The organism is Pseudomonas sp. ACM7 (assembly GCF_004136015.1).
Taxonomy (GTDB): Bacteria; Pseudomonadota; Gammaproteobacteria; order Pseudomonadales; family Pseudomonadaceae; genus Aquipseudomonas; species Aquipseudomonas frigoris.
This window is the reverse complement of the sequence record NZ_CP024866.1, coordinates 5,245,231-5,269,116: the sequence shown is the minus strand read 5'-3', so window position 1 is coordinate 5,269,116 and position 23,886 is coordinate 5,245,231. Positions and strand designations below refer to the sequence as shown.

General features: G+C 60.2%; 15 protein-coding genes. 4 read left to right on the top strand and 11 right to left on the bottom strand.

Annotated elements, in window-relative coordinates; all coding sequences use genetic code 11:
• Window positions 1-82 precede the first annotated feature (82 nt).
• From CUN63_RS25065 to iolC, 9 genes are all read right to left on the bottom strand, one after another.
• Complete coding sequence (locus tag CUN63_RS25065; protein ID WP_129443401.1) at window positions 83-1,135, bottom strand: Gfo/Idh/MocA family protein; 1,053 nt, start codon at window positions 1,133-1,135, stop codon at window positions 83-85.
• A gap of 139 nt (window positions 1,136-1,274) precedes the next feature.
• Window positions 1,275-2,135 carry a sugar phosphate isomerase/epimerase family protein gene (locus CUN63_RS25060; protein WP_129443399.1) on the bottom strand — a complete coding sequence of 287 codons (861 nt, stop codon included), beginning with the start codon at window positions 2,133-2,135 and terminating at the stop codon, window positions 1,275-1,277.
• Window positions 2,136-2,280: 145 nt separating this feature from the next.
• A complete protein-coding gene (locus CUN63_RS25055) occupies window positions 2,281-3,306 on the bottom strand; it encodes a Gfo/Idh/MocA family protein (RefSeq protein WP_129443397.1) in 1,026 nt (341 codons plus the stop codon).
• Window positions 3,307-3,349: 43 nt separating this feature from the next.
• A complete protein-coding gene (gene iolD / locus CUN63_RS25050; RefSeq protein ID WP_129443395.1) occupies window positions 3,350-5,281 on the bottom strand; it encodes a 3D-(3,5/4)-trihydroxycyclohexane-1,2-dione acylhydrolase (decyclizing) in 1,932 nt (643 codons plus the stop codon).
• Window positions 5,282-5,406: 125 nt separating this feature from the next.
• Window positions 5,407-6,228 (bottom strand): TIM barrel protein, encoded by an 822-nt coding sequence (locus CUN63_RS25040; protein ID WP_129443393.1) that lies wholly within the window; start codon window positions 6,226-6,228, stop codon window positions 5,407-5,409.
• 25 nt (window positions 6,229-6,253) lie between these two features.
• On the bottom strand, window positions 6,254-7,756 hold the full coding sequence (locus tag CUN63_RS25035; protein WP_129443391.1) for a CoA-acylating methylmalonate-semialdehyde dehydrogenase: 1,503 nt from the start codon (window positions 7,754-7,756) through the stop codon (window positions 6,254-6,256).
• Between the two features lie 30 nt (window positions 7,757-7,786).
• Complete coding sequence (gene iolB / locus CUN63_RS25030; protein WP_129443389.1) at window positions 7,787-8,629, bottom strand: 5-deoxy-glucuronate isomerase; 843 nt, start codon at window positions 8,627-8,629, stop codon at window positions 7,787-7,789.
• Entirely contained in the window at window positions 8,626-9,519 is an 894-nt protein-coding gene (gene iolE, locus CUN63_RS25025) for a myo-inosose-2 dehydratase (protein WP_129443387.1), read from the bottom strand. Before iolE ends, iolB begins: the two co-directional genes overlap by 4 nt.
• A 149-nt stretch (window positions 9,520-9,668) precedes the next feature.
• Window positions 9,669-11,606 carry a 5-dehydro-2-deoxygluconokinase gene (gene iolC, locus CUN63_RS25020; RefSeq protein WP_129443385.1) on the bottom strand — a complete coding sequence of 646 codons (1,938 nt, stop codon included), beginning with the start codon at window positions 11,604-11,606 and terminating at the stop codon, window positions 9,669-9,671.
• Window positions 11,607-11,917: 311 nt separating this feature from the next.
• On the opposite strand from iolC, the gene CUN63_RS25015 reads away from it, so the two are divergent.
• Together CUN63_RS25015 and CUN63_RS25010 are read left to right on the top strand one after the other, a co-directional pair.
• Window positions 11,918-12,838 (top strand): MurR/RpiR family transcriptional regulator, encoded by a 921-nt coding sequence (locus tag CUN63_RS25015; RefSeq protein ID WP_033057626.1) that lies wholly within the window; start codon window positions 11,918-11,920, stop codon window positions 12,836-12,838.
• A 76-nt stretch (window positions 12,839-12,914) separates the two neighbouring features.
• Window positions 12,915-13,526 (top strand): glutathione S-transferase, encoded by a 612-nt coding sequence (locus tag CUN63_RS25010; RefSeq protein ID WP_129443383.1) that lies wholly within the window; start codon window positions 12,915-12,917, stop codon window positions 13,524-13,526.
• Between the two features lie 262 nt (window positions 13,527-13,788).
• Here CUN63_RS25010 and CUN63_RS25005 read toward each other — a convergent pair whose 3' ends face one another.
• Window positions 13,789-14,727, bottom strand: coding sequence for a hypothetical protein (locus CUN63_RS25005; protein ID WP_129443381.1), 939 nt, complete (start codon window positions 14,725-14,727; stop codon window positions 13,789-13,791).
• 378 nt (window positions 14,728-15,105) lie between these two features.
• On the opposite strand from CUN63_RS25005, the gene CUN63_RS25000 reads away from it, so the two are divergent.
• Window positions 15,106-20,064, top strand: coding sequence for an Ig-like domain-containing protein (locus CUN63_RS25000; protein WP_129443379.1), 4,959 nt, complete (start codon window positions 15,106-15,108; stop codon window positions 20,062-20,064).
• A gap of 230 nt (window positions 20,065-20,294) precedes the next feature.
• Window positions 20,295-20,663, top strand: a complete 369-nt coding sequence (locus CUN63_RS24995) for a hypothetical protein (RefSeq protein ID WP_129443377.1) — start codon at window positions 20,295-20,297, stop codon at window positions 20,661-20,663.
• A 624-nt stretch (window positions 20,664-21,287) separates the two neighbouring features.
• On the opposite strand, the gene CUN63_RS24990 is transcribed toward CUN63_RS24995, so the two are convergent.
• Window positions 21,288-23,886 (bottom strand): S-layer family protein (locus tag CUN63_RS24990; protein ID WP_129445153.1); only part of this gene is annotated, 2,599 nt, incomplete at its 5' end.

Below are 23,886 nucleotides of genomic sequence, written 5' to 3'. Positions count from 1 at the left end.
AAGGGTTGAAACAGGTTGCGAGGCAGGTCGCTGAAAATGACTTTATTAGAAAATAATTTCTATATCAACTCATTTTAGAATTTTATTCTGATTTTATTCCATGGCTCTTGAACGGGCTCAATTCCACCACTTGATGCCGCTCGGCGCTCAGTCGCGCAGCGTCTAGCACGCGGGTGGTCGCCAGTGCATCACGGGCGTCCACAGGCAGCGGGCCACCGCTCTGCAATGCGGCTTGTAGCTGTAAATAGAACTGATTCCAGCAACCGCGTTCGGAGGGAACCCGCTCGCGCACTTCACCCTGTTCGAACCAACCCCAGCGGCGATGCTCTTCAACGCCCCAGCGCTCACCTTCGGATTTGGGCGAGAGCCCGGCGAGTGTCGATGCTTCTTGCCCGTCCAGGCCATCGACGCTGTAACAACCTTGGGTGCCGGTCACCCGAAAGCGCGGGCCGGGGGTGTTTTGCAGGCAACTGCCGCCCAGGTGGGAGGTGATGCCACTGGCATGGGTCAGGGCCATAAAGAAGCCGTTATCGAAGACCTGGCCTTTTTCCAGGTAATCCAGCTCGGCGTAGACCCGTGTCACCGGGCCGAACAACAGCATTGCCTGATCCACCAGATGGCTACCGAGATCGCGCAGGAAGCCACCGCCACTGCCGTTGTTCACCGCCTGCGGTGAGTAACGCTCGATCCGCGATTCGAAACGGGTGACCCGGCCCAGCGCACCGGATTCGATGAGTTTGCGCACGGTGAGGAAGTCCGAATCCCAGCGCCGGTTCTGGTAGACGCTGAGCTGCACACCCTGGCGCTCGGCCATGGTGATCAGGGTTTGGGCTTGCTGCGCATCAGCGGCGAACGGTTTGTCGCTGACCACCGCCACACCGTGTTCGATGCCATCGAGCACCAGCGCCGGACGGCCCTTGAGCGGAGTGGACACCACCAGCACATCGATCCCGGCCTCCACCAGTTGGCCGATGCTGTCGAACGCTGGCACCCCAGGGTGCTCGGCCGCCAGCAATTGTCGGCGCTCCGGTGACCGGGTGACCACACCCACGAACTTCGCCGCCGGCAAACTGCTGATCAGCGGAGCATGGAAAAACCGGCCGCCATGGCCGTAACCGACAAGTCCGATACGCATGAATCAACTCCTTCTTATTGTTATGACGATCGAAACGGTCCTGTAGGAGCTGACGAGTGAAACGAGGCTGCGATCTTTTGATCTTGAAAGATCGCAGCCTCGTTTCACTCGTCAGCTCCTACAGGGGTTTGTGGTGTCGTCAGCGACAGAGTTCGCTTTTGACCCGTTCAAGCATCATCCGGTTGGATTCATCCGGCCGGTCTTCCCAGGCAAACACCGAGACCGTGGCGATGCCGTCGAACTGAATCTCGCGCAAGGTGCCGAAAAACGCGTCCCAATCGACTTCACCCTGACCGATATCCAGATGCTGGTGCACGGTGGCAACGACACCCGGCGGGTTGACGATGTAGCGCAACCCGGAAGAAGCCTTGTGGTTGTAGGTGTCGGCGATGATCAGGTGGCTCAGCTTCGACCCGGCATACTTGAGCATCGAGGCAATATCGCCTTTGCCGTCGTCATAGAAGAAGGTGTGCGGCGCCGCGTAAAGGTAGTTGATCCACTCGCGATCCAGACCGCGAATGATGTCCACCGATTCGTTGTTACGCTCGCAGAAGTCGTAAGGATGAGCCTGGATATCCAGCTTGATACCTTCGCGCTCGAACTCCGGGATCAGCTCGTCCATGGAGCGCATGAACTGGTTCTCGCACACCAGCGGGTTGTCTGACTGCCCGGTGAACTCGGTGTTGACCAGCTCGCAGTCCATCTCCACGGCAATCTGGATCGCCCGTTTCCAGTTGCGTACGGCGGCAACACGCAGGCCTTCGTCGGCAGCGGCCCAGTGGTACATCGGTAATAAGGAAGACAGTTTGACCCCGGTGTCGCTCAGGGCTTTGCGAAATTCCTTGATCCGCGCTTTGTCGACGCGAGGTGCTTTGTAGAACGGCAGGAAATCTTCCCGGGGCGAGAGTTCGATGTGTTCGTAACCGAGCTCGGCGACCTTATCGACCATCTTGCCCAGGGACAAAGTGCGGTACATGTAGGGGTCTAGTGCGATGCGCATTTTATTGTTCTCCTTCACCCAAATTCGACACCGCCCCCCTGTGGAGCTGTCGAGTGAAACGAGGCTGCGATCTTTTGATTTTTAAGATCAAGATCAAAAGATCGCAGCCTCGTTTCACTCGGCAGCTCCTACAGGGGATCGGGGGTTAGCCGTAGAAGTGTGGGCGGTCTGGGAGTGCGACTTTGACGATCTGGCCGCTGTTCTGTGCTTCGATGCACGCGTCTGCTGCGACGGCAGCGGCGAAGCCATCCCACGCCGAAGGCCCACCGACTTGCCCGGCCCGCACGCCATCGATGAACGCCTGCAACTCGACGTCGTACGCCGCGATGAAGCGATCCTTCCAGTCCATCAGAATCGCGTTGGACAACTTCGCCCCGCTGCGCAACTGAACCTGCGATGGCTCCGGCAGTTTGGCGATGCCGGTCTCCCCCACCACTTCGCACTGGATGTCGTAGCCGTATTGGCAATTAACGAACACTTCCACGTCGATACGCGTGCCCTTGGCGGTTTCCAGCAGCACGATCTGCGGGTCCTTCAAATGCGCGAGGGCCTTGCTGCTCTTGCGCGGGAACACCACTTGCACCGACACGTAATCGTCATCGAGCAACCAGCGCAACACATCCAGCTCATGGATCAGGGTGTCGGTGATCGCCATGTCGGTCTTGTAGTTTTCACCCACGGTCGGGTTGCGGTGCGCGCAGTGCAACATCAGTGGCTCACCAATCTGACCGCTGTCGATCACTGCTTTCAGTGCCCGATAACCTTCGTCATAAGGGCGCATGAAGCCGACCTGCACCAGGCGTTTGCCGTGGGCCACTTCGGCCTCGACGATTTTGCGGCAACCTTCAGCGGTGACCGCCAGCGGCTTTTCGCAGAACACCGGCTTACCCGCGGCAATCGCGGCCAGCACGAACTCTTCGTGGCTCGGGCCCCAGGAGGTGACGAGGATCGCTTCGACTTCTGGCGCCTTGATCAGCGCGTGGCCGTCGGGATAGACCTCGGCGGTCAGTTTCAGGTCGGAAACGACCTTCGCGGCTTGCTGCAAGTTGATGTCGGTTACAGCAACTACCTGGCTATTGAGCAGGGTCTGGCTGCAACGACGGATATGGTCCTGGCCGATGGCCCCGGTGCCGATGACGCCGATCCGCAGTGAATTAGAGAGCAATGACATGGAGATTCTCCTGTGAAAACTTTGTTGTTGGTATCAGGGGCAATCAGTACTGACGGGCCTTGGCCAGTCGTTCGTTCAGGGTCTTGGCGACCGCATCGGTACGCGCGCTGGTGGAGACTTGCGCCACGCCGACCCGCCACCACGACAGGTATTTGTGAATCATGGTTTTGGGCAGGACCTTGATGTCGATCAGCGTCGACACGGTCTGCAATCGCGCATCGGCCAATGCAGCTTGCAGCTCTTCAACGGTGTTCACCTTGTAGGTCTTGCAGCCATAGGCCGCCGCGCTCATGGCGAAATCCACCGGCACGAAACCGCCGTCGAGCTTGCCGGTTTCCGGGTTGCGGAAACGGAACTCGGTGCCAAAGCTGTCCATGCCGTGTTCCATCTGCAGGTTGTTGATGCAACCGAAGGTCATGTTGTCCAGCAACACCACGTTGATCTTGCATCGCTCCTGAATCGAGGTCGCCAGCTCCGAGTGCAGCATCATGTAAGAGCCGTCGCCGACCAGCGCGTAGACCTCGCGATCCGGCTCGGCGAGTTTCACGCCCAGTGCGGCGTTGACCTCGTAACCCATGCAGGAATAGCCGTACTCGACGTGATAGGTGTTCACGCCCTTGCTGCGCCAGCTGCGCTGCAAGTCACCGGGCAGACTGCCGGCGGCGGCGACGATCACGGCGTCATCGGCGAGGGTTTCATTGAGCACGCCGAGCACGCGGCTCTGGGTCAGGCAGGAACCGGTCAGCTCGATGAATTCGCGCAGCACCGCCGGGTCCGTGTGGTCGTTGATTTCCGGGATGAAGTCTTTGCTCTGGTATTCGACCTGATAGATACGGTCGACTTCCTCGTCCAGTTGCGCCTTGGCCTGACGCGTTTGATCGCCCCATGCAGAACGGTAATCGCCCAAGGCTTCAGCCAAGGCTTGCAAGCCGACGTAGGCGTCCGCCAGCAGTTGCACACCGTCGAGTTTCAGGGCATCGCAGGGGCTGATGTTGAGGTTGAGAAATTGCACGTCCGGGTGCTGGAACAGGGATTTCGACGCGGTGGTGAAATCGCTGTAGCGAGTGCCAACACCGATGATCAGGTCCGCATCCTTGGCCAACAGGTTCGCGGCCAGGCAACCGGTTTCGCCAATGCCGCCCACGTTCAGCGGGTGACTGGACACCACCGCACTCTTGCCGGCCTGGGTTTCGGCGAAGGGAATATCGAAGCGCTCGGCAAACGCCTGCAACGCGGCATTGGCGCCAGAGTATCTGACCCCGCCACCGCAAATGATCAGCGGTTTGCGCTTGCCTTTGAACAGCGCCAGCGCATCACCGAGCATCGCTTCAGTCGCCGGACGACGCTCGATGCGGTGCACGCGTTTTTGCAGGAAGTAATCGGGGTAGTCGTAGGCCTCGGCTTGCACGTCTTGCGGCAAGGCCAGGGTCACCGCGCCGGTTTCGGCGGGGTCGGTGAGCACACGCATGGCGTGGATCGCAGCCGTCATGAGTTGCTCGGGACGGTTGATGCGGTCCCAGTATTTGCTCACGGCCTTGAATGCATCGTTGGTGCTGATGCTCAGGTCGTGGAACTGCTCGATCTGTTGCAGCACCGGGTCCGGCTGGCGACAGGCATAGACATCGCCGGGCAACAGCAGCAAGGGAATGCGGTTGGCGGTCGCCGTCGCGGCAGCGGTCAGCATGTTCGCCGCGCCTGGGCCTACCGATGAGGAGCAGGCGTAAATCTTGCGCCGCAGGTGTTGCTTGGCAAAACCGATGGCGGCGTGGGCCATGCCTTGCTCGTTGCGCCCCTGATGGACGATCAGGTCACCGCTGTCCTGCTCCAGGGCTTGCCCCAGGCCCAGCACATTACCGTGACCGAAAATGGTAAAGATCCCGGCAACGAATTTGCTTTGAACCCCATCGACCTCGATGTACTGGTTATCGAGGAATTTCACCAGGGCCTGGGCCATGGTCAGTCGTGTCGTAGTCATAACCGATCCTTTCAAATACACACCCGATCCCTGTAGGAGCTGCCGAAGGCTGCGATCTTTTGATGTTGCTTTTTAAGATCAAGATCAAAAGATCGCAGCCTTCGGCAGCTCCTACGGGGGATGTGTCAGGTCAAAGATTTTTGCAGGTGATTCATGCTCGCGCCGATCGCCTGCTGGATATCCGCCAGGCCATGGACGCTGTCGGCAAACGGTTCGAACGACAGGTAGCCGCTGTATCCGCTGCTGAGCAAGGTGTCGATTTGCGCCGCGTTGCCAAGGATGTCGCCCTCGCCCACCAGCACCCGATGCCCGTCGCGAATGCTCGCCAACGGTGCCTCGGCATCGTCGACACCGGAGATGTGCACCAGCCCGGTCAGTTCGGGGAAGAACTCATGTTCGCCGGCCAGGTGATGGTGGAAGGTGTCATGCACCAGTCGGAACACATCCAGCCCGCCGATGGCCTTGATCGCGTCCACTGCCGTGCGCTTGCGGTGCAGCGAGCACTCTTCGAAACCCAGCGGCTCGATGAAACCGAGAATGCCGTGTTCGCGCAGGATCGGCGCCAGTTCAGTCAACGCCGTACGCAGACCTGAAGCGCGTGCGGCCTCATTACGCGAGTCGGTACGGTCGTTGAGAGGGCACATGACCAACCCTTGAGCGCCGCAATCACGGGCATAAGCGGCGAGCTTCAGGGCCTGCACACGACGCTCGTCATTCCACACATCAAACGGATACAGCGCGTTGATCGACAGCACCGTAATGCCGTTGGCGGCACACAAGTCACGGACACGCTCGGGCGCGGTGCCGTCTTCGATCTCGACACCTTTAAGGTCGTTGCGAATTTCGATGGCGTCGGCCTTGAGGGTCACCGCCAGCTCGATGAACGCGGGCAGGGACAAACGTGGGGCGACCATACGGTTCAGGGCGAAACGCAGGGGTTTGCTCATTATTGTTGTTCTCCGCACAGGTGAATTAGTTGGCCGTCGGCATGCTGAATTCAGGGCCTTTGGCGATACTGTCGGGCCAGCGCTGCATCACGCTTTTGTAGCGGCTGTAGAAGCGGATGCCTTCTTCGCCGTAAGCGTGGTGATCGCCGAACAGCGAGCGCTTCCAGCCACCGAAAGAGTGCCAGGCCATCGGCACCGGAATCGGCACGTTGATGCCGACCATGCCGACCTTGATCGTGCGGGCGAAGGCTCGGGCGATGCCGCCATCGCGGGTGAAACAGGACACGCCGTTGCCGAACTCGTGGGCGTTGATCAACGCGACGGCGCTGGCGAAGTCCGGTACCCGAACGATGCCCAGCACCGGACCGAAAATTTCCTGTTGGTAGATGCTCATCTCGGTCGTGACGTTGTCGAACAGCGTCGCGCCGACAAAGAAACCGTTCTCGGCGCCCGGCACCTTGAAGTTGCGGCCATCGACAATCAGCTGCGCGCCCTGGGCCACGCCTTCGTCGATGAAACCTTCGACTTTGGCCTTGTGCTCGGCGGTCACCAGCGGCCCCATGTCGCTGTCGCCCTTCAGGCCGTTGCCGACTTTCAGTTGATCGATACGCGGCAGCAGTTTGGCAATCAGTTGGTCGCCGACATCGCCCACCGCCACGGCAATCGAAATCGCCATGCAGCGCTCGCCAGCCGAGCCGTAAGCCGCGCCGATCAAGGCATCCGCCGCTTGATCCAGATCCGCGTCAGGCATGACGATCATGTGATTCTTCGCCCCGCCCAGTGCCTGCACGCGCTTGCCGCGCGAGGTGGCTTGCTGGTGGATGTACTCGGCAATCGGTGTCGAGCCGACAAAGGAAATCGCCTCGATGTCCGGGTGTTGCAGCAACGCGTCGACCGCGGTCTTGTCACCCTGAACCACGTTGAACACACCGTCCGGCAAACCGGCTTCGCTCAATAATTTCGCCATCAACAAACTGGCGGACGGATCGCGCTCGGACGGCTTGAGGATGAAGCAGTTACCGGTGATCAGCGCCAGCGGGATCATCCACAGCGGCACCATCACCGGGAAGTTGAACGGCGTGACGCCGGCACACACGCCCAGCGGCTGACGCAGGTTCCAGTTGTCGATGCCGCCGCCGATGTTGTCGCTGAACTCGGTTTTCAGCAGGTTCGGCGCACCGCAGGCGTACTCGACGATTTCGATGCCCCGGGTGACTTCGCCCTTGGCGTCCGAAAACACCTTGCCGTGTTCGCGGCTGATGATTTCTGCCAGCTCATAATGATGTTGGTCGAGCAATTCCTTGAACTTGAACATCACCCGCGAACGGCGCAGGGACGATTGTTCGGACCAGGCCGGAAAGGCTTTCAGCGCCGAGGCGACGGCTTCGTCTACGGTCTTCTGGCTGGCCAGCCCGACGCGCGCCTGAACGCTGCCGGTGGCCGGGTTGAAGACGTTGCTGAACCGTTCGCTGTTGCTGTCTTGCACTTGACCGTGGATGTAATGGCCGATGATCGGGGCGTTGCTCATTGATCGTGTTCTCCGTGTAAAGGTAGGAATTCAGAGATCAAGCAGCCAGCTGTGCTGCGGATCGTTATGGAACTGCCAGACACGTTTCGGGCCGGCCATCACGTTCAGGTAGTACGACTCGTAGCCGTACGGCACGCTGACCGGGTGGTAGCCCTTGGGCACGACGACCAGGTCGCTGTTTTCCACGGCCATGGCCTGATCGATGCTGCGATCGTCGGTGTACACCCGCTGGAACACGAAGCCCTGGGGTGGGTTGATCTGGTGGTAATAGGTTTCTTCGAGAAAGCTCTGGTGCGGCAAATCGTCGGTGTCGTGCTTGTGCGGCGGGTAGCTCGACGAGTGGCCCGACGGCGTACGCACTTCTACCACCAGCAGCGAATGGGCCGGCTCGGTGTCCGGCAGAATGTCGCAGACGTAACGAGTGTTGGCGCCTTTGCCGCGCACGCTGCGTTTCATGGTGTCGGGTTTGATCAACCGTGGGCTGTAGGAGCTGCCGAAGGCTGCGATCTTTTCGCTTTTAGCTTCAGTAGTGAATCCAGGCGCAGAGCACACGGCGATTTGCACATCGCTGAGCGCGACCACTTGCGCCTGACTGCCGGGTGGCAAGTACGCGGCGAAGGGGGATTTGCCTTCGAACACCGACTGGCGATCGCCGATGTTGTCCCAGTCGAACGCACCCTGCCCCGGCGCTTCACCCTTGATGCTGACCCGGCCGCTGAGCAGCACCAGGCACAGTTCTTTATCACCGGCCGACACCGGCAGGGTTTCGCCCAGACTCAGGCGGTAAGCGGCGAAGCCGACGTATTCCAGCTCACCTTTGCCCAGCTCGACCATGGTCCGGCCACGGGCATTGCTTTTGACCAGCAGGCTCATAATGCAGTCCTCTCGTCGAGCAGCGCACGCAGGGTGTCATAGCCTTTTTTGGCATAGACATAACTCGGCGCCACCGCGGGGTCCTGCTCGGCTTCGACCACCAGCCAGCCGTGGTAACCAGCAGCCAGCAGCACATCGAGCAAAGCGCCAAAATCGATGTCGCCATCGCCGGGCACGGTGAACGTGCCGTTGATGATGCAGTCCGGAAAACTCCACAGATTGTTGCGGGCCAGTTGCACCACCGGTTTGCGCACGTCCTTGAAATGCACGTGACAGATGCGTTCGATGTGTTTGCGCAGCACCTGCAACGGCTCGCCGCCACCCATGTAGCAATGGCCCGAGTCGAACAGCAGGCCGACTTCACTGCCGGTCAGCGCCATCAGTTTGTCGATGTCGGCCGGGGATTCGACGTAGGCACCCATGTGATGGTGGTAGGCCAGACGTACGCCTTGGGACAAGGTGAAGCGCGCCAGTTCGGTGAGCTTGTCGGCGTATTCCTGCCAGGCGCGTTCGGTGTGGAAACGTGGGCGTTCAATCAGCGGAATGCGTTGGCCTTGAATGGAGTCGGCGACTTCACCGTACACCAGCACCTTGGCGCCGTTCTTCGCCAACAGCTCGACATGGCTGCCGATGGCGTCGATTTCTTCGGCCACCGAGCGGCGGGCCAGACGGCTGGAATACCACCCGGACACCAGGGCCAAGTCGTATGGCCGCAGCACGTCACCGACGCCTTTGGCATCCTTGGGGAACTTGCCATTGAGTTCGAAACCTTCGTAGCCGATTTCCTTGCCTTCACTCAGGGCGGTGCTCAGCGGCGTCTCGCCACCGAGGGACGGCAGGTCGTCGTTGCTCCAGGAGATCGGGTTGATGCCAATTCGAATAGCGGGCATGGCTGCACCTTTTATTGTTTTACCTAACCATTGAATGCGGCACTAAACCCTGTGGGAGCGAGCTTGCTCGCGATGCTTTTGGCGCCTTTGAAGGCCCCATCGCGAGCAAGCTCGCTCCCACAGGTTCAGTGTTCACACATTGAAAATGTTCAGCTCCGTGCCGTACGCCAGGCATCGATCAATTCAACGAACGTGCCCTGCACCTGACGGATCAGCGCTTCATCGTCGATTTCACCGGCCATCCACGCGCGGCTCGGCTCCTGAAAAATCGTCCGGCCGACTGCAAACCCACGGCAAGTCTGGCTCTGGCGGGCCTGTTGAAACCCTTCGGCCAGTGCTGCTGCCGGTGCATTCAGCCCCAGCAACACCACGCCTCGGCAGTACGGATCACGCTCTTGAATCAGCTCGTCGAGTTGTTTCCACTCCTCGGCGCTCTGCGCTTCGATCTTCCACCACGCCGGGTAAATGCCCAGGTTGTAGAGGCGTTTGAGGGCGCGATACAGCACGTCCGGATGCGTCGACGGGTGATCCTTGGGCGGGATGATTTCCAACAGCAGTTCATGACCGCTGACCTGCGATGCCTGGTACAAACCCTTGATCTGCGCTTCCTGTTCCAGACGCAGCAACGGCTCATCGTCAGGGTGGAATTGCACCAGGCACTTGATGATTTGTTCCTGCGGCCAGGCGATCAGGTTGCTGCCGATGGAGCGACCATGTTCGAAGGCCAATGGCCGCGAGCCCTGCACTTCCACCGGACGCGCCACCCACCAGCCGCGACCGGTGGCGGCGTTCAGCGAGTCCTGGCCGAAACGTTGATCGGCCAGCAGCCCGACATCGGCCTCGATGCCCTGCTCGCGCAAATCGGCTTCGACCCGCTCCACGGCTTTGATAAACAGTTGCTTGAGTTCGCCGATGGCGTTCAGGTCGCGGCCGCCCTTGTGCGCCAGTTCCACCAGTTGCCCGCGATGGTCGAAAGCAAAAATGAACAGCTGCTTCCACTGTTTGCGCGGCACGCTGACCTGATGCAGACGCTGCAACACCGCGTCCTGATCCGGCCGGGTAATCGGCACCGGGCTGTTAAACAGATAGTCGAGTTCGGCGCGGGTCGGCATGGCCGGGGCACAGGCATGGCGCGACACCACCAGACCGCCGCAGGCATTGGCCAACTGACAGCAGCGCTCGTCGCTCGCGTCCTCCAGCCAACCGGCGAGGAAGCCCGACATGAAGGCATCGCCGGCCCCCAGCACATTCAACACTTCCACCCGAACGCCGGGATAAATGGCGCCGTCTTCAAGACGTGCCGGGATCACCCCGTGAATCACCGTGCAACCCTGCGGGCCGAGCTTGACCACCAGGGTCGCAGCGCTCACGCGCCGAACATTGAGCAGTGCGGTGAGCAAATCTTCAGAGCCACCGGCAATCAAAAACTCTTCTTCAGTACCGACGATCAGGTCGAAACGCGGGAGGATTTTCTGCACATGCTGGCTGACGTTCTGGTCGGCGACGAAGCGGGTTTCGCCATCGGCCTTGCCGGCCAGGCCCCAGAGTACCGGGCGATAGTCGATGTCCAGCACCCGTTTGACGTTGTGCTTCTCGGCGTAATCCAGCGCCTGGATGCTCGCCTTGTAGACGCCGTCGGTGGAGAAATGGGTGCCGGTGATCAGCAAGGCTTTACTGGAAGCGATGAAGGCTTCACTGATGTCTTCTGCCCGCAGCGCCATGTCGGCACAGTTTTCGCGGTAGAAGACCAAAGGAAAGGTTTCGCGATCCTTGAGGCCCAGCAGGACCATGGCGGTCAGGCGCTCCGGATCGACCTTGATGCCGCTGACATCGCAACCTTCGCGGGTCAGGGATTCAACGAGGAAGCGGCCCATGTGGTCGTCCCCTACCCGGCTCAACATCGCCGATTTCAGGCCCAGCCGAGCCGTGCCGAAAGCGATGTTGGCGGACGACCCGCCGAGGTATTTGGCGAAGCTTGAAACATCTTCCAACCGCGCTCCGACTTGCTGCGCATAGAGGTCGACGCCTAGGCGCCCCAGGCAAATCAGATCCAATTGACGCCCACTGGCAAAACGAGTCTGGCCCATGCTGGCTCCTGTTATTTTTATCAGCCTGCGTTCGGGGCGATGGCCGCGCCGAACACTCTTGGTGGATGCAGACTAAAACGTCCGGGACCGAACAATCAATAATTATTCCAAATATTTTTTACGTGGAATATTTTTTCCAATAAACTTGGGTGCAAGCGTTCCAGAGGCAGTGCATCGTTTCAGCACACCTCGTACTGACCGCAAGCTCAAGATTTTATTCCGGCCTACCCTGTAGACTGCGCACAGCCAACCTATTGTCAGGGGATGACGCCATCTGTCCTCCCTATAAGAACAAGCCAGAAGGATTCCTTATGACCCGCACCGATCAGCCGGCGACGACCGAGAGCACGCCCGACAGCGATCTCGCCAGCCCCCCGATCAATGCCGAGCGTCTGCTGCAGTTGATCACCAACGAATACGAAAGCCTGCCGCGCCAGCTCAAACGCATCGCCAGTTACATGAGCCAGCAGAGCGACCGGATCATGGTCGACCGCATCAGCGACATCGCCCGCGAGTGCGAAGTGCACCCGTCGGCGATCGTGCGGTTTTCCCAGCGCTTCGGGTTCAGTGGCTTCAGCGAGATGCAGGCGCTGTTCCGCGAGGCCTATACCCACAAGACCACGCCGGTGCAGAACTACCAGCAGCGAATTCGCAGCATGATCGCCAACAAGTCGCAGAAGGCCAGCGGCGGCGACCTGGCGCGCGAGTGCATCAATGCGACCCTGTCGGGCATCGAACGGCTGGGGCTGGAACTCGATGACCAGGCCTTCGACAAGGCCGTCGACCTGGTGGTGAATGCCGACAATATCTACGTGGTCGGCGTGCGCCGTTCGTTCGCGGTGGCCGACTACCTGGTCTACAACCTGCAACACACCAACAAGCGCATCCATCTGGTTTCGGGGCTCGGCGGCAGCTACCGCGAGCAGATGCGCAGCGTGCGCGCCAATGACCTGGTGATCGCCATCAGCTTCACGCCCTACGGCAAGGAAACCCAGCACTGCCTGCGCATCGCCCAGCACCATCAGGCCAAAACCCTGATCATCACCGACAGCAACCTCTCGCCCCTGGCCAAACGCGCCAACACCGTGCTGCTGGTCAACGAAGGCAGTTCGTTTGCCTTCCGTTCGTTGAGTGCGACGCTGTGCCTGTGCCAGGCGTTGTTTATTGCCGTGGCGTATCGGCTGGAGTTGAAGGTCGATGAGATTCACGAACAGGTCGGCTTCGAGGATTAGCAGCACGCCGTTTGCAGCTCGCTGAAGCTAGACTAAGGTTGTCCATCCCGAAATGGACATCTGAAGGAGCGGTTCAATGAAGCTGATCGGCATGCTGGATTCACCCTATGTGCGGCGCGTCGCCATCTCCGCCAAACGCCTTGGCATTCCACTGGAACACCAGTCGGTTTCGGTGTTTCGGCATTTCGAGCAGTTCCAGCAGATCAACCCGGTGGTCAAGGCGCCCACCCTGGTGCTGGACGACGGCGAGGTGTTGATCGACTCGACGTTGATCCTCGACTACCTCGAAGCCTTGGCCGGTCCTGGCAACAGCCTGATGCCCAGTGACCTGAAGCAGCGCTTGCGCTCGTTGCGCCTGATCGGCCTGGGGCTGGCGGCGTGCGAAAAGTCCGTGCAGCTCTACTACGAACGCAACCTGCGGCCAGCGGAGATTCAGTTTGAACCGTGGGTGGAGCGGGTCGAAGGGCAACTGGCGGCAGCCTATTCGGCGCTGGAGCGGGAGCTGGAAATGCAGCCGCTGAAGACTGACGGGACGATTGCTCAAGACGGGATTACGTTGGCGGTGGCGTGGAGTTTCACCAATCTGGTGGTGCCGGATCAGGTGGATGTGAATCGGTTTCCACAGATCAGTGCGTTTACGGCGTATGCCGAGGGGCTTGAGGATTTCGTCAGTACACCGATCGAATGATGGTTTGAAGATCAAAAGATCGCTGGCTGCGCCAGCTCCTACGGATGTATGCGGATCCCTGTAGGAGCTGGCGAAGCCTGCGATCTTTTGGCTTTGTCCCCCCCCCAAAAAAACGCGAAACGCCGCTTCTACCCGAGGCAGAAGCGGCAGAGGCATGTGCCCCAGCGTAAGTCAGTGCATGAACAGGGCGATCAGGATGATGATCGGGATCGGTACGCCGAGAAAGAACAGCAGTAATGAGCGCATGGTAGTTCTCCTGGGGTTAGCGAACAGGCAGTGAAGTGGTGGTCACGTTAGCGTCGGATTCCAGATACACCACGGCATCCCGACGACGGCCGCCAAAGGTTGCAGCGAGGCTGGCGAAAAACGCACCGATCAGCAGCGCAATGAACATCCACAGCGAAGTCCAGGCAGCGACTTTGGCGGCGGTGTCGGCGGCTTGTCGGGCGGCGAGTTTGGCGTCGGCCACGGCTTTTTGCGTGCGGGCATACACTTCATCAACGCGACGTTCCGCGTCCGCTTGAGTGAGGTTGGTCCGTTGGGCAACCAGTTGCGCCAGGTAGGTGCGGTCTTCGGCAGCCAGTTGACCGTCGTTGCTCAGGCTGCGCACGAAGATGCGTGTCACGGTGCCATGAACGGCGTCATCACTGACCGCCGCCGGGCGATCATCGCGCAACAGACTGTCGACGAAATAACCGTACTGGTCACTGTCAGTGTTGCCGACAGCCGTGCCGGCTGCTTGAGTCGCGGCACTCGCGGCGCCACCGACCATGCTCGCCCCGGCCTGCACGCCACCGCTGACAATGCTGCTGACCGAGCCGACCACCAGCGTCGCCGTCACCAGCGTTGCCACGCACCAGGCCAGAAAGCCATGGGCGGTGTCACGGAAGTAAACCTCATCACCGTGCATGTACGCCCACTTCACCCGCAGACGACCGGCGATGTAACCGCCAAGCCCGGAAGCCACGATTTGCGTAGCCGCCAGCCAGACAATCGTTGAAATGCCCAGGCCCTTGGCGCTCACCCCTTCATTGGCCCACGGCGACACCGCCGAAAAACCCAGGCCAAAGCCGAGCAGCACGAGAATCAACGACAACGCCGCCGCCGCAGCGGCCCCCGCGAAGATCGCCCCCCACGACACGCCAGAGAGCGTGCTGGTTTCTTCGAGGGCAGGATAGAAACCATCAGAGGATCTATTCATTGTTATATCGCTCCAGGCAGGAAAGATGGTGTTACAACTCTTCAACGGAGGAATTGCAGTCACCGTGCCATTCGCCAACTTTAAATAAATCGCTGGTTTTCAATAAGTTATAAAGTTTGAACTTCCAATGGCCATGCAATTTGCAAGGAAGCGGTCTGTAGCGGCGGGTTTTATGCATTGACCGGGAGCGGTGTTTTCAATGGAAAAATCAAAAGCTCGCAGCCTGCAATCTTTTGGCGTTACGAGCCAATCTGCAGCCACCCGCAGCCCTACCACTCGTCCGACAAACCCTCTTACCTGTTATTTCTGACAGTAGCCAACCCTCCCGCCTCCAGCCTTAAATCACTCCATCGCCTCTCACCGACCGGAGTGCCCGCCATGCTCGTCCAAGCCCTGAAAAACCTCAGCCCGCTAGCCCTGCTCGCCCCGGAAATCCCCGGCGCCCTCAAGCCCCGGCCACCGGCTGAGGATTGGGGCATCAACCTCGCCGCCGCCCAGCTCAACTTTCCGGACCAGGGCCTGAAGGTCCAGATCCCGATCTGGTCGAACAAGAACCTGGGCGACAAGGTCGAGCTGCTGCTCAACAACAACGTGGTCGATCAACACACCATCAGCGCCCCCGTCGAACTGACCGAGCGCGCCACCCTGTTCGTCGCCCCGGGCCGCCTGCAGACAGGGCCATGGGAACTGTCCTACCGGGTGACGCGGCTGCATCAGCAACCCGAACCCTTCACCCCGCCGCTCAAGCTCTACGTCAAACTCGACATTCCCGGCGGCCAGGACACGGACCCGGACTATGGGCATTCCAATCTGTACATGACCTTCGAGCCGGCGGAGATCGTCCAGGATGGCGTGGACAAGGACAGCGCCAAAAACGGCGTCGACATCCTCATCCAGGCTAAACCCGGCAGCGGCTCCAGCCTGCCTTACCCCAACATTGCGCTGGGCGACGTGATCACGGCGAGCTGGGGCGGCAAGCTGGTGCTGTCGGCGCCGGTCACCCAGGCGCAGATCGACGCCCCGGCGAACAACCCGATCAAGGTCCACGTCGACGAACAAACCATCCTCGCAGCCGGGGACTCCGGCCTCGAAGGCCTGGCCGTCACGTTCATAGTGCGTGACCGGGTGCACAACCAGTCCGAAGACTGGTGCAAGGAAACGCGCATCGTCGTCGACACCGGCAACTCGCGGCTGGATGCGCCCATCCTCAAACAGGCCAACGGCAACGAGCTTGACCTCGACACGCTGGGCGATGAAAAGTTGATTTTGCAGGTCTGGGCGGCGTCGTCCACCGAGTTCAAGGTGGGCGATGTCATCATCATGAACCTCAAGGGCACCACCCTTGAGGGTGAGACCATCGACATCAAGGTCCACGAAACGATCAATAACGTGCCCTCGGTGGTCGAGGTACTGCTGTCCAACGCCGCCGCCCGGGCCCTGGCGAAAACCCAAGGGGTGTTTTCCTACGAACTGGAACGCGCGGGCGTGATCATCCAGCGCTCCAAAGGTCGCTTCATCAACATCGTCGGCGAACCCAAACGCCTCGCGGCGCCCATTGCTGAGGACGCACAGAACGGCGCGCTCGACCCTGACCTGCCGAACACCCGCATTCGCATTCCGTTTGACCCGCTCATCCAGGCCGGCATGGTGATCGAGCTCAAATGGTTCGGCAAGCGGCCCGATCAGACTATTTACGACCCGGAACTGGAGTGGTTCTTTCCCAGCGATGAGGAAGCCAAGGATCCCGAGGGCTTCCTCGTCACCGTCGAGGGCAAACACCTCAAGACCCTCGAAGGCGGCACGCTGGAGTTGTGGTACACCCTGCTCAGTGAGGAAGACGGCACGATCGTCAGGCGTGAATCCGTGCGCACCTCGCTGCTGAACGTTGGCGAGCCACAGTTCGAACTGGTCAAACCCATCGTCCTCGGCGAGAAGGACGGCAGGCTGGAACCCAAGGACCTGCCTGGCGGCGTGAGCAAACTGACCGCGCCGCGGCCCGTCGCGAAACCGACCCAGGCCAAGGATGTGGTGACCTACACCTGGACCGGCGAAGTGACCGGCAAGAAGGAAGACTCGATCCCCCTCACTGCGCTGTCCAAGGACAAGGACGTGCCTTTCTCTCTCAACGCGGCGTTCGTGGCTGAATATATCGAACCCAATCGTGGGAAAAAGGTGAGCGCGAGTTACCGGATCTGGCGCGCGGCGACGAATGAGACGAGTTATTCGAATGTGTTGGAGTTTGTGGTGGGTGAAGCGGTGAGTCTGGATCCGCCGACCATCGAGTCGGTGAAAGGCGATCCGAGCGGGGTCGAGATTCCTCCGGGTGGCACCACCGTGGAAATCGCGGTGACCCTGACCGGCACCGCCAGCAAAGGGCAGAAGGTCGAGATCCAGGATGGCGGCGTGCGCAAGGAGGAAGCCATTGCGGATCCAACGACGGGGATTTGGTCCAAGACCATCACCGGCCTGAGCGTGGCGGCGCACAGCTTTACCGCCAAGGCGCTGTATGGCGCTGGAGCATCATCGGCGGCGCGGACCTTGACCGTCACGGCGGTCGTGGCGCCGACCATCACCTCGGTCAAAGGCGATCTGAGCGGTGTCGAGATTCCCCATAACACCACCACGGAAACCACGGTGATCCTGACCGGTACCGCCAGCAGAGGTCAAAAGGTCGATGTGCTCGACGGCACCGACTCCAAAGGCCAGCCGACGGCTGACCTGACCACAGGGGTCTGGACCTTGAAGGTGTCTGCGCTGAGTGTGGCGGCTCACAGCATCACCGCCAAAGCGTTGTATGGCAGTGGCGTAACCTCGGAGGCGCGGACCTTTACCGTCCAATCAGCCCTCATGCTGAATCCGCCTTCCGTTAAAGAAACCGTCGACAACAACCTAAACCCCATCGCCGCCAAAGACTCCCTCACCGTGGTGGTCCCTCAGGGCGTCCTGCTACCCACCGACCTGCTGAGCGTGACGTGGACCGGCGCTGCCGGCACCCCGGCCGAAGGTTCGCACACCACCACGGCGGCCCCCATCAGCAGCATCGGTCTTGAGATCCCGGTACCGGTGTCGGTCATTGCCTTTAACCTGGGCAAGCCGGTGACGGTTAAATACACCGTAACTCGAGGGACGAATAGGCCACAAGACTCACAGCCCTTCTCGCTGAGTGTGCAGAGCATTCCCAACCAGGATGGCGCCTTGCCAACGCCGGCCATCGACGGTGCGGTGGGCAACGTGCTGGACGTCAACAGCCTGGTAGGCACTGAGAATCTGCGGGTGGCTCAATGGCCGTTTCAGCTTGCAAGGCAGAACGTCTGGCTGCGCTATGACGGTATCCTGGATAACGGCACATCGACCGAATGGGTCGTCTGGGCCGGCGCGGTGCATTCTACGTCGTCAGGGCTGATCGCGCTGGCTCCCAGGGACTGGCTGAAAACGCTCAAGGACGGCAGCGAGCTAAAGGTCACCTTCCGGGTGAACTTCGATAGGGTGGCCGATACCGCTACGGCGGTGACCTTCCCGCTACGCACCTATACCATCAGAGCGGTGGCATTGATTACCCCCACCCTTACCACCGTGTCGGACTCCAGAGGGCCTGTTCCCGAGGGTGGCATCACCGTCGATACCGCTCTGACGCTGAGCGGCAAGGCGAGCAATAACCAGACAGTCTCCGTGTTGGATCACGGTAATCCACAGGGTACGCGACCAGTCGATGGCAACGGCGATTGGACAACAGTGTCCTATAGCACCACCGTTGGAAATCACAGCATCACTATCGAGGGCCTTTACGGCAACCCGCACCCGGTTTCAGCACCGCCACGTACCTTTACCGTCACGGCGGTCGTGGCACCGACCATCACCTCGGTCAAAGGCGATCTGAGCGGTGTCGAGATTCCCCACGGCGGCACCACCACGGAAACCACGGTGATCCTGACCGGTACCGCCAGCAGAGGTCANAAGGTCCAGATTCTGGACGGTGCGACCCCCAAAGGCGAACCCATCGCCGACCCAACGACCGGTGTCTGGACGCTGGATNTCCCCGGNTTGAGCCTGNCGGCTCACAGCATCACCGCCAAAGCGTTGTATGGCAGTGGCGTAACCTCGGCGGCGCGNACCTTNACCGTCACGGCNGTCGTGGCACCGACCATCACCTCGGTCAAAGGCGATCTGAGCGGTGTCGAGATTCCCCACGGCGGCACCACCACGGAAACCACGGTGATCCTGACCGGTACCGCCAGCAGAGGTCAAAAGGTCGATGTGCTCGACGGCACCGACTCCAAAGGCCAGCCGACGGCTGACCTGACCACAGGGGTCTGGACCTTGAAGGTGTCTGCACTGAGCGTGGCGGCTCACAGCTTCACCGCCAAAGCGTTGTATGGCAGTGGCGTAACCTCGGCGGCGCGGACCTTTACCGTCACGGCGGTCGTGGCGCCGACCATCACCTCGGTCAAAGGCGATCTGAGCGGTGTCGAGATTCCCCATAACACCACCACCACGGAAACAACGGTGATCCTGACCGGTACCGCCAGCAGAGGTCAAAAGGTCGATGTGCTCGACGGCACCGACTCCAAAGGCCAGCCGACGGCTGACCTGACCACAGGGGTCTGGACCTTGAAGGTGTCTGCGCTGAGNGTGGCGNNTCACAGCATCACCGCCAAAGCGTTGTATGGCAGTGGCGTAACNTCGGNGGCACGGACCTTTACCGTCGGCGCAGAGCTCGTCGTGGATACATCACCCGTGATCCTGAATGGGCTCAACATTACCGCTGATCCGACATTTAATTGGTTCCCTAGCGGAAATCATCCAGCCGGAACGACCCAGCGGCGTAGCGCTTCGGGAGGCACCCAACCTTACACTTACTCCTCAGACAATCCTCTTATAGCCTCCGTCGACAACACGGGCCTCATCATTGGCCTGCGTAACGGATCAACCACGATCAAAGTCGGTGATGCCGCGGGTCGTCAAAAAAGTATCAGCATCACTTGTTCCAACAATTTCATCATACAAGGTCATCATAGCAAGGGGGAACCTCCCATTCGGATAAGTATTGTCAGAGGATTAATGTCCTCCGCCCAAGGCACCTCTCCCACCCATTACCCTGGATTCCTCCAAGCCGTTAGCACGAAATACACGACGGTAATCCATATTGTCGGCGGATGGTTATGCGGCCCCAGCTACCCATACCCCTATCCTTCACCCAACTACCCGCACCGAACGGGTACGGACGCACTCAGGTTCCCTGACGCCGACGGGCCATGGAGGATAGGAGTAGGTGTGGCGTCCANNATTCCGGGAGATGACNTGGAGTTTCATAGTTACTACTGGCTCAGGCCTCTGTAATACGATCGGTTTTTAACGGATGGAGGAAATCCGGGGACCTCCATTAGCCGGTNCTACGTCAATATCCCAAAGCTACCCACCCTGCCTTTTTAACGGCAGGGTGTTTCCCTCGTTAAACCTGATCGGTTAACCGATCGAACCCGTTTCCTTGTTTTTGGCTACGACCATGCCACCCACATCGATCAAGCAGTGGTGATGCTAACAGTACCGCCCTGGCGGTAACCCGCCCTATGCTGAGCGTGACTTGGACCGGCGCTGCCGGCACCCCGGTCGACGGTTCGCACACCATCACGGCGGCCCCCATCAGCAGTATCGGTCTTGAGATTCCGGTACCGGTGTCGGTGATTGCCTTTAACCTGGGCAAGCCGGTCACCATCAGCTACACCGTTACGCGCAACGGCCAATCGCAACCCTCGCAACCCTTTTCGCTGAACGTGCAGAGCATTCCCAACCAGGATGGTGCCTTGCCCACGCCAGCTATCGACGGTGCGGTGGGCAACGTGCTGGATGTCAACAGCCTGGTGGGTATCGGCTCATGCTCCAACGTCTGGCATTGTGATGTATACCACCACTGGTTACTCGCCGGCTTTTGGCAATAGATCTTTAGTGTTCTCAGCAGCCAAACTTGGCAGACTCACGTTCAGATCTACCTATTCAAGAGTCAGCTTTTACTATGCCGGCGTGCAAAAAAGTGGCCAGTACGTGAGCTTTTATAATGCTAGTGGTGCTCATCTGGGAAATGTGCCGCTTGAAATAACCGGAGAACCTGGAAGAGTTGCCTATCTTTCGTTCTCGAAAGCAGGTATCGCACGCTTGGATGTGATTTCACCTTTGGTCTCTAGAAAAAGCGACTAATGTACTACCCGTGCTCGGGCCCTCGCTACAGGATGATGCCGAGCGCGAAAAACTCGAGTGCTGGTGCGAGGTAAATGGAGTTTAGGTTTGTTGCATGTGGTGCAAGGGAATTTCGGAAACAGCGAGGAAAAGGGGACGCATTTATTTACCGGCCCAAGTTGTTTGGTCGAGTTACATTGACCTGAAAAAATCGTGTGGAACTCAAGTTTTTGAGTGTGTTTCATAACTTGAGCCACGCCCGGTCAGTGCCCTCTCCCTCTGGGAGAGGGTTAGGGTGAGGGATGGATTCCGAACTGAACGACGAACCTACAAACACCAAAAAACCCGCCATCTCTTTCCACAGGGATGGCGGGTTTTGTCGTTTCAGATCACACCGTATCCACCTTCAACGAATGATCATTCAACATCCCGTTGATAATAGTCGCCGTATCGTGCCCCCCCGCAATCACCCCACCCGCCCCCGGCGTCACGCCGTAATGGCTGGCCAAGTTCACACCCGCCAGGTCGATGGTCTGGTTCGGCGCCGCACCGGCCATGGCGCTGACGTCGATGCTGGTCAATACCGAAGCGCCGCTGCCGGTGACTTTGAAGTGCAGGTAGTCATCCAGCGACGCCGCGGTGCTGTTTTCCCCTTGCAGCAGTTGCGACAGGTCGAGTTTGTCGATGCCCGGCGTGAAGTCGGTGACCACGTCGTGGCCGCTGTTGCCTTTGAGCCACTGGAAGGTGTCGGCACCGCTGCCGCCGGTGAGGGTGTTGTTGCCCAGACCGCCAATCAGGAAGTCGTCGCCGCCCCCACCGTTGAGCATGTCGTTACCCAGGCCGCCGTTGATGATGTTGCTGTGGTTGTCGCCGGTGAGGGCGTCGTTGAAGTTGGAACCGGTGAGGTTTTCGATCGCGGTCAGAGTGTCGGTGCCGGCGCCCACGGTGTTCTGCGCACCGAGCACGCCCAGATTGACCGTGACCCCGGCGGTGGCGTGGGCATAGCTCGCGGTGTCGACGCCGGTGCCACCGTCGAGCAGGTCGTTGCCCGCTCCGCTGTACAGCAAGTCATTGCCGGCGCCGCCGTGCATTTCGTTGTTGCCGGAACCGGCGGTGAGCACGTCGTTGCCGTCGCCGGCATTGATCACGTTGTTATCGGCGCCCGCCACCAGTACATCATCGCCCGCCGTGCCGGTGAGGGTGTGGCCGTCCTGATAGGTGATGGTCACGGCGGCGTTGTCGCTGCCGCCATGGTTGTCGTTGGCGGCGTAGGTGCCGTGGGCATCTGGCGTGATGTCGTGGGCACCGGCGTAGTTGACGGTCATGGTCAGCTGGTAGTTTTCCGCCCCCTTCCCGCTGTTGCCCGGACCACCGTTGTCGATGTTGGTGATGTGGATCTGGTAGGTGCTGTCCGACGTTGCGGTGAGGGTTTGCCCGTCCCCGAGGGCGATCCATGCGCCGCCGTTGATTGAGTACTCCATGGCGACATGACCGGCCGCCAGATTGTGATCCAGGTTGAGGGTTTCACCCTGTTTGAGGTCGACGGTGATGCGGTCCTCATCGTGGGGGTTGTTGACCGCTCCCAGCGCCCCGCTGACTACCAACACCGCCGTCATGGCTGTCGTGTTGGCGACGAATGCACTGCGGGCGAGGGTCACCGCCTGCGCGTTACCGCCGGTGAAGCTGAAGTTTTGATTGGTGCCGGTGAAGTCCGCGCCTTTGGCAATCCAACCGGTGCTGATGGTGGTCGGCGAAGCAGTCAGCGGATCGCCATTCGGATCGGTGTCATTGGCCAGCAGCAACTCGCCCGGCACCACAATGCTGCCCGACAGCACGTTGGTGATGATGTGATCATCAACCGCCACCGGTGGCGCGTTCGCAATGACCGTCAACACCGAGCTGGCCTGGTCGTTGTCGCTGATGCAGCTATTGTTCACGTCGATGGTGATGGTGGTGGTCCTCTCGTCGCCATCGCCATCGCGCAAGGTGTAGGTGAACACGTCGGTCGCACCGGGACCGTTCACGGCGTCCGGGTTGCTGTGGTAGACGGCGTTGCCCGCGGCATCCAGCGTCAGGTAACCGTAGGTGCCATTGATCTGGCTGTTCAGGCCGCCGATGGCCGAGGTCGAGGTGTCTGAACCGGCACGCACGCCGACCACCCCAATCCCATCGGCATCGCTGAAGTCGTTCGCCAGCACGTTGCCACTGACGATGCCGCCCTCCGCTACCGAGGCCGCGTCGGGGTTGGCGGTCGGCAGGTCATCGACGATTTTGACCACGATGGTGCTGGTGGTTGAATGGCCCAGAGCGTCGGTGGCTTTGTAAGTGAAACTTTCGCTGAGGGTATTCGCGCCATCGTCGGCGTGCGGCGTGGTGCTTGGCGCCGATGTCAGCGTGTAGGTGTAGGTGCCGTCGGGATTGAGCAGGATTTGGCCGTAGGTGCCAGTGGCGCTGCCGACCAGTGTGTAAGTGATCGCACCGCTGGCACCGGTGACGGAGCCGACCAGGGTGCCACTGGCGGTTTCAGCCGTGAGACCCGGCTGACTCCCGGTGACGGTTCCGGCCGCCAGATCCTGACCGTCCTGGTTCAGGTCGAGGGCTTTTTCATAGACGGTCACGTCGCTGTCACTGACCGCTCGGATGCAGCTGTTGATCACGTCGATGGTGATGGTGGTGGTGCTTTGGTCACCGTCGGCATCGCGCACGGTGTAGGTGAACACGTCGGTCGCCCCGNGNCCGCTCACGGCGTTCGGGTTGCTGTGGTAGACNGCNTTGCCGTTGGCGTCCAGCGTCAGGTAACCGTAGGTGCCATTGATCTGAGTGTTGAGGCCGCCAACGGCTGAGGTCGAAGTGTCGGAACCGGCACGCACGCCGACTACCGCGCCCCCTGCGGCGAGGCCATCGGCGCCGCCGACGTCGTTCCACAACACGTTGCCACTGACGGTGCCGCCTTCGGCGACCGAAGTCTCGTCGACATGGGCAGTCGGC